Here is a 15,962-nt window from a genome sequence, read left to right on the forward strand (position 1 = left end):
CTCCCATACCGTTTAAAATTGTTAAAACCTCATCTTATTCATTAAAAGGTCCAAAAATGCGAAAATCTTAGTTGAGGAATCTCTCCGCCAATTAGGGCTACAAGATAACTCTATTTTATTTTTTATTAGGATTTATTCTTCTAAAACAACAAAAAAACCTATCCATTACTATGGAAAGGTAATAATTTAACTATGTGTGGTGCTGGCCAGAGGACTTGAACCCCCAACCTACTGATTACAAGTCAGTTGCTCTACCAATTGAGCTAGGCCAGCACTCAAAAGATGGTGGCTCAGGACAGAATCGAACTGCCGACACACGGATTTTCAGTCCGTTGCTCTACCGACTGAGCTACTGAGCCAGAATAATGTAAAATATCTTCTGCACTTTGTATAATAAATTGTCTAATTTTTCAAAAATAAAATGGCGGTCCCGACGGGATTCGAACCCGCGATCTCCTGCGTGACAGGCAGGCATGTTAACCGCTACACCACGGGACCTTCAATTACTAAATTGTTAAAATATAATTTCTAAGAACGATCCCCAGATGATTTAATATGTATTTATCATAGTTTTACTACTTTTATACTTAATCCATCTTATACAAGATAAAACGATTAAAATTGGTTGCGGGGGGCGGATTTGAACCACCGACCTTTGGGTTATGAGCCCAACGAGCTACCAGACTGCTCCACCCCGCGTTAATATTATATATCAAAGAAATGTCACTTTCTTTAATTTTGATAATGACTAACTGTTTCCTTTTTAGTATGAGGGACAACAGAATTAATTATACTTGATTAGATTAATAAAGTCAATATCTTTTTTTTGGTGACCCGTACGGGATTCGAACCCGTGATACCGCCGTGAAAGGGCGGTGTCTTAACCACTTGACCAACGGGCCGTGTTTATATTATAAAAAATGGTGAGCCATGAAGGATTCGAACCTTCGACCCTCTGATTAAAAGTCAGATGCTCTACCAACTGAGCTAATGACTCGCAGCTTTTCAATGATGTCTAATCACGATGCTTACGGATAATGCTTTTCTTTAAAGTCAAAGTAATAATCAATTATTGATTACCTTTTCGGCGACAAGATAAATCATAACACTTAATAAAAAGAAAGACAACATCTTTTTATAAAAAGCGAAATATTTTTTAGTTCCTTTGCTGAACCTATCTTACTTTAACGAAGTTCTCAGTAAAAATCAAGAGCTCTGCAAAAAAAATTGCAGAGCTCTCCTTTTAGTCGCAAAATTTATTAGTTTTATGCAAAAACACCGCGAATGAGATTCGTCTGAGTGCGGTCTGGACCTACAGAAAAAATAGTTAACGGAATGCCTGTCAGTTGAGATATCCTTTCGATATAGAAGAGGGCATTTCGAGGGAGATCATGTAACGACTTCACCCCTGTAATATCTTCCGTCCAACCGGGAAGTTCTTCATACACAGGTTCGCATTCAGCGAGAACCTTCAAACTAGCAGGAAATTCTTCCATGATTTCACCACGATATTTGTAGGCAACACATATCTTTAATGATTCGATCCCCGTAAGGACATCAATTGAATTTAAAGATAAATCAGTAATACCACTGACGCGGCGAGCATGACGGACAACAACACTATCAAACCAACCTACCCGTCGTGGTCGTCCAGTAGTTGTTCCGTATTCGTTCCCTACATCGCGGATTTTCTCACCAATTTCATTATTTAATTCAGTTGGGAAAGGTCCGTCTCCGACTCTAGTCGTGTATGCTTTAGAAACACCTACAACATGATCGATTTTTGATGGACCAACACCTGAACCAATCGTGACGCCTCCTGCAATCGGGTTAGATGAGGTAACAAATGGATATGTTCCTTGGTCTATATCAAGCATTACCCCTTGAGCACCTTCAAAAAGGACACGCTTCCCTGCATCTAGTCCATCATTTAAAATGACAGATGTATCCGCTACGAGATGAGCGAATTGTTGCCCATATTCATAATATTCTTCAAGGATGTCCTCAATTTTAAATCCTTCGACTTCATAAACCTTTTCTAATAAAAGATTTTTTTCGCGAAGATTTACCTCAAGTTTTTCCTTAAATGTTTCTTTGTCTAACAAATCAACGATGCGTATACCAACACGAGCCGCTTTATCCATATATGCTGGACCAATACCTTTTCGAGTCGTACCGATCTTGTTTGTACCTTTACTTTCTTCTTCAACGATATCTAATTTTAAGTGATATGGAAGGATCACATGTGCTCGGTTGCTTATACGAAGATTACTCGTGTCCACACCTTTGTCGTGCAAGTATGCCAATTCCTTAACGAGAGCTTTCGGATCGATAACCATTCCGTTTCCAATAACACAAGTTTTATCCTTGTAAAAAATCCCCGATGGTATTAGATGCAATTTATACGTCGTACCATTAAATACAATTGTATGACCTGCATTGTTTCCACCTTGATAACGGGCAATTAGTTCTGATTGTTCTGATAAATAATCGGTAATTTTTCCTTTTCCTTCGTCTCCCCATTGCGTACCTACCACAACAACTGATGGCATGAATCGAGCACCTCCAAGTGTATTTACTTTCATGTATTTTTTTGATATTTCTATCATTTGTTTTTATCAAATCGACCAACGTTAGTTTATCAGTTAAAGCTACTGTAGTCAACTATATCCCGAACAATATTAGCATATATTATATTTTCATTCGTTTATTCCCTTGTTTTATAGATTTTTTCAAAATTATTAAGGTTATTGAAAGGATATGATATCTTCATATGCGGCTATAAGGCTGAAGTCATTATATACATTACTCAACAAAAAACGCTCCCGCAAATCACAAGGAGCGTTACTTTACTTCAAACTTTATTATACCAGGTTATGCGACTTGTTTATTAGCTAATGGTGTAAACTTATCTTTAAAAATGACAGTGCGGATATATGGAATCACCCATCGGTCGCCACCAAACTTACCTGCATTGTATCCAGCAGCAAGAATAAAGATTGTGAGCAATACGAGCCATGGATTAGAAGAAACCGTACCGGCGAACATAAAAGCAAAATTCATCATGATGCCAAAGAATGCGGCTGCTGTTGTTAATATGCCGACAATCAAGCCAAGTCCAACGAGTAATTCGCCCCATGCGACCATGAAACTAAAAACATCAGCACTTGGTAAAGCGAAATTTTCAATAAATGCATGATACGTTGGGTACTGTTCAATGACCGCTTCGTTGTTAACAACACCATTTAAATAACCACTTGCATAAAACCACCTGTTACTTTTCCCCAGCCAGCAGTAAGCCACTGCCATCCAATATATACTCTTAAAATTGTTAAAACTCCGGCTGCAATCTTGTTATTTCGTAAGAATTCCATAAACATGATTCATTCCTCCTCAGAAATGTAAGTTTTTTATAGAGAGTTGGTTGATCACTTGTATCAAAAAAAATGAATGCTGGTTGTTTTTGTATACTTTAAGAATGTTTAACTTCGCAAAAGGATTAAAGTATAAGATAAACTAAGCCTTTCGCCATGAAGGACTCGGCGACTAGCCAAGTTTTTCTAATGTGTGTGACCACTAACTAACTTTCTATAGTCTTAGTATAATATGGATTCCTCGACCGTGACCGTTGTAACTGTGAACAGTTCGTTGCAATCTAATGACCAATTTGTGAACATATGCACAAAGGTTGAATCGCTTTTGGAGTTGTATACCTTTTGTCATCTATTTAATATTTTTTTGCGGTAACAGGTTTATTTTCACTTTTGGTTATTAGAAAAATAACCATCCTATTTAAATAAAATAACAATCAAAACCGTTTTGCTAAAACATACAAAAAGCACCGCAAATACGGTGCAATTACTTAAACATTTTTGTTTTAATTTTCTGCTAAAAATTATAGTTTTGCGATAGGAAACAAACATATTATGCACCAGGAGGCATATCGCCTTCATCAAATCTTCGCTCTAAGTTAACAAACTTATTGTATTCTTTGATAAATGCCAACTCGACAGTTCCGACTGGACCATTACGTTGTTTTGCAATAATAATTTCTATAATATCTTTTTGCTCTGACTCTTGATCGTAATAGTCGTCTCTGTACAAGAATGCTACGATGTCTGCATCTTGTTCAATACTTCCTGATTCACGAATATCCGACATCATTGGTCGCTTATCTTGACGTGATTCTACCCCACGAGAAAGTTGTGACAATGCGATAACAGGTACTTCCAATTCACGAGCCAGTCCTTTTAATTCTCGGGAAATTTCCGACACTTCTTGTTGTCTTCCCTCGCCACTTCTAGCATCCCCTTGAATTAATTGCATATAGTCAATCATTATCATACCAAGACCACGATCTTGTTTTAACTTTCGGCATTTTGACCGGATATCTTTCACCTTAATACCTGGCGTATCATCAATAAAAATTCCCGCTTTAGATAGACTCCCCATTGCCATCGTTAAACGTTGCCAGTCTTCATCCTCTAATTTCCCAGTACGAAGTCTTTGAGCATCAATATTTCCTTCAGCACAGAGCATACGCATAACAAGCTGGTCTGCCCCCATTTCGAGACTAAAGATAGCGATATTTTCATCTGTTTTGGTTGCGACATTTTGCGAAATATTTAATGCAAATGCTGTTTTACCAACCGATGGACGAGCTGCCACAATGATTAGATCATTTTTCTGAAATCCAGCTGTAATTCGGTCTAATTCTGTAAATCCAGTTGGAATTCCAGTTACATCACCAGCTGTGTGTTGAAGCATTTCGATTTTATCAAATGCCTCAACTAGTACATCTTTAATATCGACAAATTCTCCTGAGTTTTTTTTGTGAGCAACTTCTAGAATCGATTTCTCCGCATCATTCAAAATTGAATCTACATCTTCATCAGCTGCATAACCTTCAGATGCAATATTTGTAGCTACTCGAATCAATCTACGTAATAATGATTTTTCTTCTACGATCTCACTATAGTACCTTGCATTTGCCGCAGTTGGTACTGCATTGGCTAGATCACTTAAATATGACACGCCGCCAATTTCTTCTAGCCACTTCTTGGTTTGTAATTCCGAAGTTACCGTGACGATATCTACCGGCTCTCCTTTTTCAGAGAGGTCAAGCATTACCGTAAAAATCCGTTCATGTGCAGGCCGGTAAAAGTCCTCAGGAATTAAACAATCAGAGGCGGTGACGAGAGCTTGATCCTCAATGAAGATTGCTCCTAGCACCGCCTGCTCGGCTTCAATATTTTGTGGTGGTGTTCGATCGGCAAATAAGTCAGACATGATTATACTCCCTCATTTCCCGCATAAATTGAATGCAATTTGAGCGGATTTGATGTCAGAACCAAAATTCCAACACCGCACTCATTTATTTTTCTTCTGCAACATGTACTTTTAATGTGGCTGTTACTTTAGGGTGAACCTTTACCTTTACATTCGTGTAACCAAGTGAACGAATTGGTTCATCCATCTCAATTTTTCGCTTATCAATTTTCAGATCCATTTTTTTCAAACGTTCGCCAATTTGTTTGTTAGTCACAGCCCCAAATAATCGTCCATTTTCTCCAGCCTTAGCAGTCAATTCAATCGTCAAGTTTTCCAAATCAGATTTGAATTTTTCTGCACGTTCCAGTTCTTTTTCCACTTGACGACCTTCACTCTCTTGTTTCTTCTCAAGTGATTTCATATTACCCTTGTTAGCTTCAACTGCAAGGTTATTTTTTAATAAATAATTTCTTGCATATCCTTCAGATACGTTTTTCACTTCACCTTTTTTCCCTTTTCCTTTTACATCATCTAGAAAAATTACTTTCATCGTTTTATCCCCCTTTGAAATATTCATCAATTTTCTCTTTCAACGTTTCTTCTGTTTCCTCAATGGTTGAACCTTCTATCTGTGTAGCTGCATTTGTTAAATGTCCGCCACCATCCATCATTTCCATGATAATTTGAACATTCACTTCACCAAGAGAACGAGCACTAATACTTATACGGCCGTCTTCTAGTTTAGAAATCACAAATGATGCAACGACATTATTCATAGTTAATAATGTGTCTGCCGCTTGTGCAATCAGTACTTGACCATAAGTTTCTTCTGTATATCCTCTAGCAATTGCCATTCCGCCAGGATAAATATATGCTTTTTCTATTAACTTTGAACGCTTTACGTATTGATCAAAATCTTCTTTCAATAGTTTTTGCACGAGGGTCGTATCAGCTCCACGACTGCGAAGGTATGACGCCGCATCAAATGTACGTGATCCTGTACGAATAGCAAAACTTTTTGTGTCGACAACAATGCCAGCCAACAAAGCAGTTGATTCTAAGACACCTAAATTAGGTCGCGAAGGTTGGTATTCTAGTAGCTCTGTGATTAACTCCGCTGTCGATGAAGCGTAAGGCTCCATATAAACAAGGACAGCATCTTCTATGAAGTCTTCTCCACGTCGATGGTGATCGATCACAATTGTTCGATCCATTTTTTCCAATAACTTTGGATCCATCACTAACGATGGCTTATGGGTATCAACGACAACCATCAATGTATCATCTGTCGCTTCTTCTCTAGCTTCTTCAGGAGTGATAAATTGGGCCCATAAATCATTATGACCTTCTATTTCTTCCAGTAATTTATGGACGCTTAGATTTACTTCATTAGGGTTCAAAATGATAAATCCGTCTTTCCCATTTGCTTCGGCAATTTTTAACATACCAATTGCAGCCCCAACTGAATCCATATCGGGATTTTTATGCCCCATTACAAATACTTTGTCACTTTCTTTTACAAAATCACGAATTGCATGAGAAATCACTCGAGCACGTACTCTTGTGCGTTTTTCCATTGCATTGGACTTGCCACCGTAAAATCTTCCTTTACCATTCTTTTCTTTGATAGCCACCTGATCGCCACCTCGCCCTAAAGCCAAATCTAGGCTAGATTGAGCTAAACTGCCAAGCTCTTTCAATGAGGGTTCACCACTGCCAATCCCTACACTCAAAGTTAACGGCACTTTTTCTTTCGTTGTATTATCACGAATTTCATCAAGTACGGTAAAACGATTCTCTTCTAATGCTTTTAGAGTACCTTCGTTGAAAACAGCAATAAATCTATCCGAAGCGGTTCTACGGATAAAGATGTCATACTTTTTGGACCACTGATTCAATGAATCTGTTACATGTGTTAATAATTTGCTACGGATTTGATCGTCCATTCCTTGTGTAACTTCATCATAGTTATCCAAATAAATTAGTCCAACCACCGTTTTTTCACGTTCAAATAAATATTTATATTCCTGTTCATCCGTCACATTGATAAAATACAGCAAACCTTCATCAGGGTAATGAAATACACGGTACTTTTCGTCACGCATTTCTACTAGGAATCTTTTTTTCCCATCCCCCACTTCATTAATGAGTTGCTTAGAAAAAATTGACAACTGCTCTCCTAGTACATTTTTATCGGCTAACTTTGTTAAATAAGGGTTGTTCCACTGAATATCATGATTCTCATTGTATAGGAGAATACCGATCGGCAATTGATTCATCGCTTCTTCTCCTGCATGATTTACCCGATAAGTTATGGTAGATATATATTCAGTTAGTTCCCTTTCGAACTCTAATCTTGCTCGAATAATCAAGTAAAGAACGAACCCTAAACCGACAAACCCTAAGAGACCTATTTGCCATTGATAATACGTTAATATTCCTATAAATATCACAGCAACGCTCAACAGGGCAATGACGTGATAACCATGCCACTTTCTTAACAGAGATTTCGGCATTCTTCACAACTCCTACTTTAGCGCATTCATCCGCTTCCTCAAGTCAAAACCTAAATCAATTATACCTAAGATTCTTACGATATGATGGAAAATAGGAAAAAGAAATGAAATCACAACGAGAATTACGGGAATCGCAACGTTCAATCGCTTCTGATAAAAATAATAAAAAACTAGAGCAAACCCTTGAATCACCATAACCATATCTAAAATTGGCGTAAGATTAGCTAAAACAGTGAACATAGGGCTTCCTTCTTCTACACCTATTAATATGAAAATATAGGTAAATAAATAATACCATATAAAAGCTTTCGGAAAACCCCACTCTCTTAGTGGCGGAAATCGAACAACATCCTGTTTCTGTTTTCTTAACAAAAAACCAGCAATGATTTGTACTATAAAAGCAAATATGACACCCATCATAATTATTAATGCTGGCGCTATCAATGTTAAGCCCTCAATATATTCTAATGCTATTTCTAAGGCGGCATCACCATCATCCCCGACTAAAAATAGCAAATCATCTGCCATTTCTGTCGATTCGATCATTACTTCCTGAAAGCTCTCAACCGGATCTACATCCAATATGACGATACTTCCAACGTAGATAACCACAAATGCAATGATATAACTTAAAGCCCCGCCTAACAATACTCCAAAAGCATCTTTTTTTCGACGGTAACATTCACCAATCACGACACCACTCACAGCAAATGCAAGTGACAATGGCAATGAGAAGGGTCCTAGTATGACAAATAGTAATAAAAATGATAGCACCGCTAATGTCCCACCAGCCAACAGACCGTGCTTTTTTGTAAAAAATATAAAAGGGATTGATAATAAAAACAAGCTAATTAGCCCAATGACAGGAACTAATATAACTAGGAGAATTAGCAACATATATCCCCCTAAATAAAATGCTCCCTCTTTCATTAATCTAGATCTATCTTCCATCTATTCGTCCCTCATTTCACCATTTAAAAACCGTCAATTTATATTTTAGCATGAACAACTGATAAACAACAAAAATTCATTGATTTGCCTTAGCTTTTTTTTCACTAAGCCATTACTAAACAGAGGATCTAAAAAAATGATTGAGTCATTAGCTCAGAATATTGAAAAGATGGCATTTCAGGATTGCGATTTATCTTCTTAATCGAATAGAAAATTTCCGCTCCCTTTCCACGGACGAGAAATTGAATGGATTTTTAAGTATTTAACTTCCTCTAAAAAAAGCAATCCGGTCAATAAAAATAGTACCATCCATACAAAGACCTAAGTTACTCAGTCATCCATAATTATGTATTAAAATGAAGCTAACCTTCTGAAAAACAGTACTTTCAACTTACCTATTCTATTAGAAAATAAGACAGTAAAAAACACAGTAGCTCTTTAGCTACTGTGTTTCATTAAATTACTCGCCCGTAACGAACGGCAATAAAGCCATTGTACGAGATCGTTTGATTGCGCGAGTTAATTGGCGTTGATACTTTGCAGAAGTTCCAGTTACTCTGCGAGGAAGAATTTTTCCACGCTCAGAGACAAACTTGCTTAATAACCCTGTATCTTTATAGTCAATTTTAGTAATCTTATTTACTGTAAAGTAACAAACTTTACGCCGCTTTGGTCGACCACGTCGTGCCATAAATATCCCTCCTTCAATTTAAATTTTATAACTAATTCAAAATCAATTTAAAACGGTAAGTCATCATCATTAATATCAATCGGTTTTCCATCACTAGCAAACGGATCATCATTTTGATTCCCTTGACCGCCTTGATTTGGTTGATTCTGATTTCCTTGAGCAGGACTACCTTGTCCGGAGTTTGGATTCGGATTATTTGGAAAACCGTTATTGTCATTTCGCTGACCAGAGCTAGCTTGATCAGCACCCTGTCCTGCATATTGGTTTCCACCACCGCCAGTTCCACCCGAACCACGAGGTTCTAGAAACTGAACGCTGTCACCAACTACTTCAGTCATGAAAATACGACGTCCTTCGTTATTATCGAAGCTACGCGTTTGAATACGTCCGTCTACGCCAGCTTGGCTACCTTTTTTCAGATAGTTAGCAACGTTCTCGGCTTGCTTCCTCCAAACCACAATGTTGATGAAGTCTGCTTCCTTCTGTCCTTGTGCATTTGAAAATGGGCGATTTACAGCTAGTGTAAAAGATGCAACTGCAATTCCGTTGGCTGTATAGCGTAATTCTGGGTCTTTAGTTAGACGTCCAACTAAAACGACACGGTTAATCATCCGAACTCCTCCTCGGAACCTTTATCTCTATTCTTCTTCACGTACAGTAAGTGAACGTATAATGTTATCATTGATTGAACTTAAACGGTTGAATTCATCAAGCGCTACTTTTTCTGCGTTTAATTTAAGTAAAACGTAGAAACCTTCAGTGAAATCCTCGATTTCATAAGCAAGACGTCGCTTACCCATTTCTTTCGTTTCAGTCACTTCTGCGCCGTTGTCCGTTAAAATCTTGTTGAAACGCTCGATCAATTCTTTCGTCGCCGCTTCTTCCAAGTTCGGACGTACAATGTACATAATTTCATATTTGCGCATATTCTGTCACCTCCTTTTGGTCTAGGCCCTCTTCTTAATTGAAAAGAGCAAGGAGCAAGCATCTATTTCCTTTTGCTCGCAAGTTTTAATTATAGCAGAACTTCTAGTTAGGCACAAGGTTAGATTGAGATAAACAAGAAAAAAACCAACCTCTGAAGGTCAGTTTTTCTATGAATACTTTTATTGACTACTTTTCTCCTCATGGAAGAATGCAAATTATACGTTAAAGCGGAAGTGAACAACATCACCATCTTTAACAATATATTCTTTGCCTTCTAAGCGAACATTCCCTTGATCCTTTGCTATACTCATTGATCCCGCTGATATAAGGTCATCGTAAGAAACCACTTCAGCACGGATAAATCCTCGTTCAAAGTCTGTATGAATTACTCCCGCCGCCTGGGGAGCTTTTGTTCCATGGCTAATCGTCCACGCACGTACTTCTTGCTTTCCTGCTGTAAAATACGTTTCCAAGCCGAGCAAGTTATATGCCGCTTTAATTAGTTGATCTAATCCTGATTCTTCAATGCCTAAGTCTTGCAAAAACTCGTCCTTTTCATCTCCATCAAGTTCAGCAATCTCTGACTCAATTTTGGCACAAACGACGATGACTTCCGAGTTCTCCTCTTTAGCGAATTTTTTTACTTGTTGGACATAAGGATTCGCCTCTGCATCTAATAACTCGTCTTCACTAACGTTTGCAGCATACAAAACTGGCTTCCATGTTAGTAAGTGTAAGCCTTTTACGTGCTTAGCCTGTTCTTTTGTAAACTCCACACTTCGAGCTGGTTTTTCTTCTTCGAATGCAGCTTGAAGTTTTGTCAGTATTTCATACTCAGCCATAGCATCTTTATCTTTTTGCCTTGCCATCTTCTCAACTTTAGAAATTCGTTTCTCAACCGTTTCTAAGTCAGCTAAAATTAACTCTAAGTTTATAATTTGAATATCTCTAAGCGGATCAACACTTCCAGAAACGTGCGTAATGTTATCATCATTAAAACATCGAACAACGTGTGTAATAGCATCGACTTGACGAATATGAGAAAGGAATTTATTTCCTAGCCCTTCACCTTTACTTGCACCTTCAACGATTCCTGCGATATCGGTAAATTCAAATGCTGTCGGTACCGTTTTGTCCGGTACTACTAATTTGGTTAAAGTATCTAATCGCGTATCAGGTACTTCAACGATTCCCACGTTCGGATCAATCGTGCAAAATGGATAATTCGCTGATTCTGCTCCCGCTTGAGTAATTGCGTTAAATAATGTGGATTTTCCGACGTTCGGAAGACCAACAATTCCAGCTGTTAATGCCATACATCATACTCCCTTTATGGTAAAAAACTCTGTATGTCTCTATTTAAAAAACCGAGACACAGATTTTTCTTTACTCTAACTTTAATTCCTAATAGATTTTATCATTCTAATTACATCCTTATTAATTATAAAGACTTATCAGCCAAATGGCAACCACACAACATTCAAGTTTCAATGTACAGAAACAAAGCCCTTTTCCTTATCGGTGAAAGGGCTCTACTTATTTGCTTCTGGTGATTTTTCCAATATTCGCTTCATTTTTTTGGAAAATTCTTTTCTTGGAATTAGCACACTATGGTTACATCCTAGACATTTAATTCGAATATCCATACCCATACGAATGATCTTCCATTTATTTTCTCCACATGGATGAGATTTCTTCATCTCTACTACATCAAAAAGTTCATAAGACTTCTCACTCATGATTCTTCTCCCCCTCTACTACGTATATAGTATTTTTATTATACATGATAATGCTTCAAGTACTCCAGTCTCTCTATCTATTAAATTGTTGCCTTGTCATCGAATCTATGTACGATCGGATAAAGCATGATCGCAGCTAATATATAAAGATTCACTAAACCATATAGAGGATATAAGATACTAATTAATTTCGAGAAACCTATTGTCGTCAGTGGAATCATTAATATAATGAACATGAACGACAACAGCCAAAACGGCACGTTAATATAAGCCTTAAACCGTGTACACAGCCCTAGCAATCCTGATGCAGCTGTCGTGTAGATAGCTCCCCACAACAATCCAGACATAATTAACACCATAAAATAAGGATAATTTTGCAAAATTGCAAACAAAGGAATTTCATAAACCATCACCTCTTGTGCAACTGTAATCAATGATTGATTATATAATAACGATACAACCCCCAATATGGTTGCACTTCCTATACTGGCAATCCATATCTCCCCACGATGAGCAATCTTTTTACCAATTGCACCAATAACAGCAACTAGCGGCAAGATATTTAGTGCTGTAAACGTAAAAGCAGATGGCCAATTTGACTGCTTATTCAGAGCAAAATCATCATTAAAACCTGTTGTATATTGAAACACGAGAAGTGTACCAACAAGAAATAAAATTAATATCGGAATAAGAATTGAGTTCATTGACGTCATCCCATTTAGTCCCCAAACAAATAGAATAATTAGCAATGCTGAAATAATCATCACTCCATACCAATAAGGAATGTGCAGTACTTCTAGTGTTGCTCCTCCACCAGCAATCATAATTACTGTTGTTGAAAACAAGTACAAAACAATTAAGCTATCATACAAACTGGTTAACCTTTTACCCATCAGTTTCTCTAATACGGGGATATAGTGTTCTGATTTTTGTTTATGGCTAATGTCCATGATTACATAACAACAAACAAAAAACAGTAACGCAAATAACAGAATGGCAAGTCCACTTTCATATCCAAAAAATTCCCATAACTCCCTACCTGAAGCATATCCTGCCCCGATCATTGTACCGATGATCAAAAACATCCATTTCAACCCTGATATCCACAAAATCATCCCTCTTTTTCTAATTTATGACGTATAGATATTCATTTTGATTCGTATACTGTTACTACTATTTTAGAAATGAGGTTTATATGATGGTTTTAGGACAAGTTTTTCAAGAAAAGTATCAACCTTCTTATCGAGTCCACCTTGATGAACCTTTAGCAGTACAACAGTTGTCAAAAGCGATATTTTCTTTTTTGCCTACATCACCAAATCCTTCGATTGCGGTTGTATGTATTGGCAGTGATCGTTCAACAGGTGATTCACTCGGTCCACTTATTGGATCAAAACTACTGGAAAAACGCTGCCCAATTTTCTCTATTTATGGATCACTAAACTCGCCTGTCCATGCGAAAAACCTTCACGAAACCATTGATACTATTAATCAAGATCTGAATCAACCTTGGATTATTGCCATTGATGCTTGCTTAGGTCGGACCGAAAGCGTTGGTTTTATGACGGTTAGCAACGGTCCAGTATTTCCAGGTGTGGCAGTCAGAAAAAACCTTCCACCGATTGGTAACATCCATTTAACTGGAATTGTTAATGTCTCTGGTTATATGGAAATGCTCGTCTTACAGAACACCCGACTATCTTTGGTCATGAATATGGCTGATTCTATGTCAAGAGCACTCTGGCGTTCTGCTTGTTGGCTTGAAAATAGGCAAAACGTATTGCGTAGTCCTAGCGAAAAGAAACTTCCACAAAATAATTAATGCGTGTACTATTTATAGTACACGCATTAATTCCGACTTAACTTATTCTATTATTCAGTTAAACCACTGACTGTAAATTAAAACCAGCATGACTGTAAGAATAATTGCAGGTAACAAATTTGCAATTCTTATTTTCGGAATACCTAGCAAGTTTAATCCAATTCCAATTATCATGATTCCACCAACTGCGGTAATTTCGCTAATAACCAAGTCCAACCACTCTTCAGGTAACCATTTAACAATGAACGTCGCTGCCAATGCAATCGAGCCTTGATACAATACGACGGGTACAGCGGAAAACATGACACCGATCCCCATTGTTGCAGCAAAGACAATTGATGAAAATCCATCGAGCATTGATTTTGTTAACAATACGGAATGGTCTTGCCTAAATCCACTGTCTAGTGCGCCTATGATCGCCATTGCCCCAACGACAAATAACAGTGTTGCAGCAACAAACCCTTCCGCTAATTTCCCTTCCGTTTGTCTCTTCATTTTCCGTTCTAACCAGTTCCCTGCCCTATTTAACTTCCCTTCAATGTTCCAACGTTCTCCTAACACTCCTCCGATTGCGAGACTGAAAATAATAAGTAAAAACTCCTGTCCTTCTAACGCCATCGTAAATCCAAGAACAATAACAGCTAAACCAATTGCTTTCATTACTGTTTCTTTCATTTCAAAAGGAAAATGCTTCAAGCGAACGCCCAACCATGCTCCTAATACGATCGCTAAACCATTCACAATCGTCCCAAATAAAACCATATGTATTCTCCTATTCTAATAATCCATCCCTTATCTCATTAATTGCTACTAAAAATTTATCAACTTCGCTTTCCGTATTATACAATCCAAAACTAACGCGAATGACACCTTTATCTGTCGTTTCATACAAATCATGTGTCATCGGAGCACAATGTAATCCCGCTCTAACTGCTATATCATAATGTTGATCTAAAATCATTGCAATTTCTTGACCATCTATACCTTCTATAAAAAATGCCACAACCCCTAAGCGATCTTCTTCTCCTTTAGGACCAATTATTCGAACACCCTCCACCTTAGTTAATCCATTTATGGTACGAAAAGCTAGCATTTTTTCATGTTCAAAAATTTTAGATAGTCCCTTTTTTTCAACTTCTTCCATCCCTTTGAGTAACCCAGCAATTCCAGGAGTATTTAAGGTCCCACTTTCCCAACCTTCTGGCCATACTTTCGGTTGTTTCCGATCTTCTGAATAACTTCCTGTCCCACCTACACTTATTGGTCTCAAAGTTACGTGATTTTTCACAAGAAGAACACCAACACCCTGTGGGCCCATTAAGCCTTTATGGCCAGGAAAAGCTAATAAATCTATATTCATTTCGGTCATGTTAATCGGTAATACACCCGCAGTTTGTGACGCATCAACACAATACATTGCTTTGTGTTTTTTCAACAACTTTCCAATTAGATCAATTGGAATGATCTCGCCAGTTACATTTGACCCATGCGTGACCATCACAAGTTTAGTTTTTTCAGTCAACTTCCTTGAAATTATAGAGGTCCACTCACTCTCATTTTCTCCAGGTCTCACATAGTCAACTTCAATTTCTTTCTCTAATTTTAGTCGTTCCAACGGACGTCTTACTGAATTATGTTCAAACGATGTCGCAATCACGTGATCTCCACTTTCCCATGATATTCCTTCAATCGCTTGATTTAAAGCCGTTGTTGCGTTCAATGAAAAAATAATACGATTCGTCGATTCATTTCGGAACATTTTTTGTAATTTTTTACGTGTTTCCTCAATTACCTTATTTGCACGTTGAGCTAAATGATGACCACTCCTGCCTGGATTAGCTGCATATTCATTTACTGCTTCAGTCATAGCTAAAGCCACGGTAGTTGGCTTTGGAAAGCTTGACGCTGCCTGATCGAAATAAATCATATATTTCCTCTCCTAACATTTTTTCACCGTATTATCACTGTGTCATCACATCCTTTAGAGGATGTGACTATATTATCTTCTATTTTACCGAAACAAAAAACAAAAGACGATCCCCCAT

The 15,962-nt window shown here is 37.6% G+C and carries 14 protein-coding genes, 6 tRNA genes and 1 pseudogene; 1 reads left to right on the top strand and 20 read right to left on the bottom strand.

The genetic code is table 11. From position 1 onward, the window contains the following. Positions 1-197: 197 nt before the first annotated feature. From ACM26V_RS17560 to ACM26V_RS17645, 18 genes and pseudogenes are all read right to left on the bottom strand, one after another. Positions 198-273 (bottom strand) — tRNA-Thr (locus ACM26V_RS17560). A gap of 10 nt (positions 274-283) precedes the next feature. Beyond that, positions 284-359, bottom strand: a tRNA-Phe gene (locus ACM26V_RS17565). 63 nt (positions 360-422) lie between these two features. Further along, positions 423-498 (bottom strand) — tRNA-Asp (locus ACM26V_RS17570). A 124-nt stretch (positions 499-622) separates the two neighbouring features. Next, positions 623-699 (bottom strand) — tRNA-Met (locus tag ACM26V_RS17575). A gap of 128 nt (positions 700-827) precedes the next feature. Continuing rightward, positions 828-902: transfer RNA gene (locus ACM26V_RS17580), tRNA-Glu, on the bottom strand. Between the two features lie 19 nt (positions 903-921). Further along, positions 922-997: transfer RNA gene (locus ACM26V_RS17585), tRNA-Lys, on the bottom strand. Positions 998-1,265: 268 nt separating this feature from the next. Then, positions 1,266-2,552 carry an adenylosuccinate synthase gene (locus tag ACM26V_RS17590; RefSeq protein ID WP_416148039.1) on the bottom strand — a complete coding sequence of 429 codons (1,287 nt, stop codon included), beginning with the start codon at positions 2,550-2,552 and terminating at the stop codon, positions 1,266-1,268. A gap of 322 nt (positions 2,553-2,874) precedes the next feature. Next, positions 2,875-3,380 (bottom strand): annotated as a pseudogene (locus ACM26V_RS17595) (DoxX family protein). 544 nt (positions 3,381-3,924) lie between these two features. Then, positions 3,925-5,289, bottom strand: coding sequence for a replicative DNA helicase (gene dnaB / locus ACM26V_RS17600; RefSeq protein ID WP_416148041.1), 1,365 nt, complete (start codon positions 5,287-5,289; stop codon positions 3,925-3,927). 85 nt (positions 5,290-5,374) lie between these two features. Further along, positions 5,375-5,821: a 50S ribosomal protein L9 gene (gene rplI / locus ACM26V_RS17605; protein WP_416148042.1), complete on the bottom strand. Its 447-nt coding sequence runs from the start codon at positions 5,819-5,821 to the stop codon at positions 5,375-5,377. 4 nt (positions 5,822-5,825) lie between these two features. Then, entirely contained in the window at positions 5,826-7,787 is a 1,962-nt protein-coding gene (locus ACM26V_RS17610) for a DHH family phosphoesterase (protein WP_416148043.1), read from the bottom strand. Positions 7,788-7,799: 12 nt separating this feature from the next. Further along, positions 7,800-8,738: a YybS family protein gene (locus tag ACM26V_RS17615; RefSeq protein ID WP_416148044.1), complete on the bottom strand. Its 939-nt coding sequence runs from the start codon at positions 8,736-8,738 to the stop codon at positions 7,800-7,802. Between the two features lie 460 nt (positions 8,739-9,198). Next, positions 9,199-9,429 (bottom strand): 30S ribosomal protein S18, encoded by a 231-nt coding sequence (rpsR, locus tag ACM26V_RS17620; protein WP_416148046.1) that lies wholly within the window; start codon positions 9,427-9,429, stop codon positions 9,199-9,201. 47 nt (positions 9,430-9,476) lie between these two features. Next, the gene (gene ssb / locus ACM26V_RS17625; protein WP_416148047.1) at positions 9,477-10,040 is read right to left on the bottom strand and encodes a single-stranded DNA-binding protein; all 564 of its coding nucleotides are present in this window, start codon (positions 10,038-10,040) and stop codon (positions 9,477-9,479) included. Between the two features lie 27 nt (positions 10,041-10,067). Continuing rightward, positions 10,068-10,355: a 30S ribosomal protein S6 gene (rpsF, locus tag ACM26V_RS17630; protein WP_416148048.1), complete on the bottom strand. Its 288-nt coding sequence runs from the start codon at positions 10,353-10,355 to the stop codon at positions 10,068-10,070. A gap of 216 nt (positions 10,356-10,571) precedes the next feature. After that, on the bottom strand, positions 10,572-11,672 hold the full coding sequence (ychF, locus tag ACM26V_RS17635) for a redox-regulated ATPase YchF (protein WP_416148049.1): 1,101 nt from the start codon (positions 11,670-11,672) through the stop codon (positions 10,572-10,574). Between the two features lie 216 nt (positions 11,673-11,888). Further along, positions 11,889-12,095, bottom strand: a complete 207-nt coding sequence (locus ACM26V_RS17640) for a DUF951 domain-containing protein (RefSeq protein WP_416148050.1) — start codon at positions 12,093-12,095, stop codon at positions 11,889-11,891. A gap of 80 nt (positions 12,096-12,175) precedes the next feature. Then, complete coding sequence (locus tag ACM26V_RS17645; protein WP_416148052.1) at positions 12,176-13,204, bottom strand: hypothetical protein; 1,029 nt, start codon at positions 13,202-13,204, stop codon at positions 12,176-12,178. Between the two features lie 86 nt (positions 13,205-13,290). On the opposite strand from ACM26V_RS17645, the gene yyaC reads away from it, so the two are divergent. Beyond that, on the top strand, positions 13,291-13,917 hold the full coding sequence (gene yyaC / locus ACM26V_RS17650; protein ID WP_416148053.1) for a spore protease YyaC: 627 nt from the start codon (positions 13,291-13,293) through the stop codon (positions 13,915-13,917). A 54-nt stretch (positions 13,918-13,971) separates the two neighbouring features. Here yyaC and ACM26V_RS17655 read toward each other — a convergent pair whose 3' ends face one another. Further along, positions 13,972-14,679: a DUF554 domain-containing protein gene (locus ACM26V_RS17655; protein WP_416148054.1), complete on the bottom strand. Its 708-nt coding sequence runs from the start codon at positions 14,677-14,679 to the stop codon at positions 13,972-13,974. A gap of 10 nt (positions 14,680-14,689) precedes the next feature. Then, positions 14,690-15,844 carry an aminotransferase class V-fold PLP-dependent enzyme gene (locus tag ACM26V_RS17660; protein WP_416148055.1) on the bottom strand — a complete coding sequence of 385 codons (1,155 nt, stop codon included), beginning with the start codon at positions 15,842-15,844 and terminating at the stop codon, positions 14,690-14,692. Between the last annotated feature and the right edge of the window lie 118 nt (positions 15,845-15,962).

Origin of the sequence: Salipaludibacillus sp. HK11 (genome assembly GCF_047795645.1) — a bacterium.
In the GTDB taxonomy this organism is placed as follows: domain Bacteria; phylum Bacillota; class Bacilli; order Bacillales; family Salisediminibacteriaceae; genus Salipaludibacillus.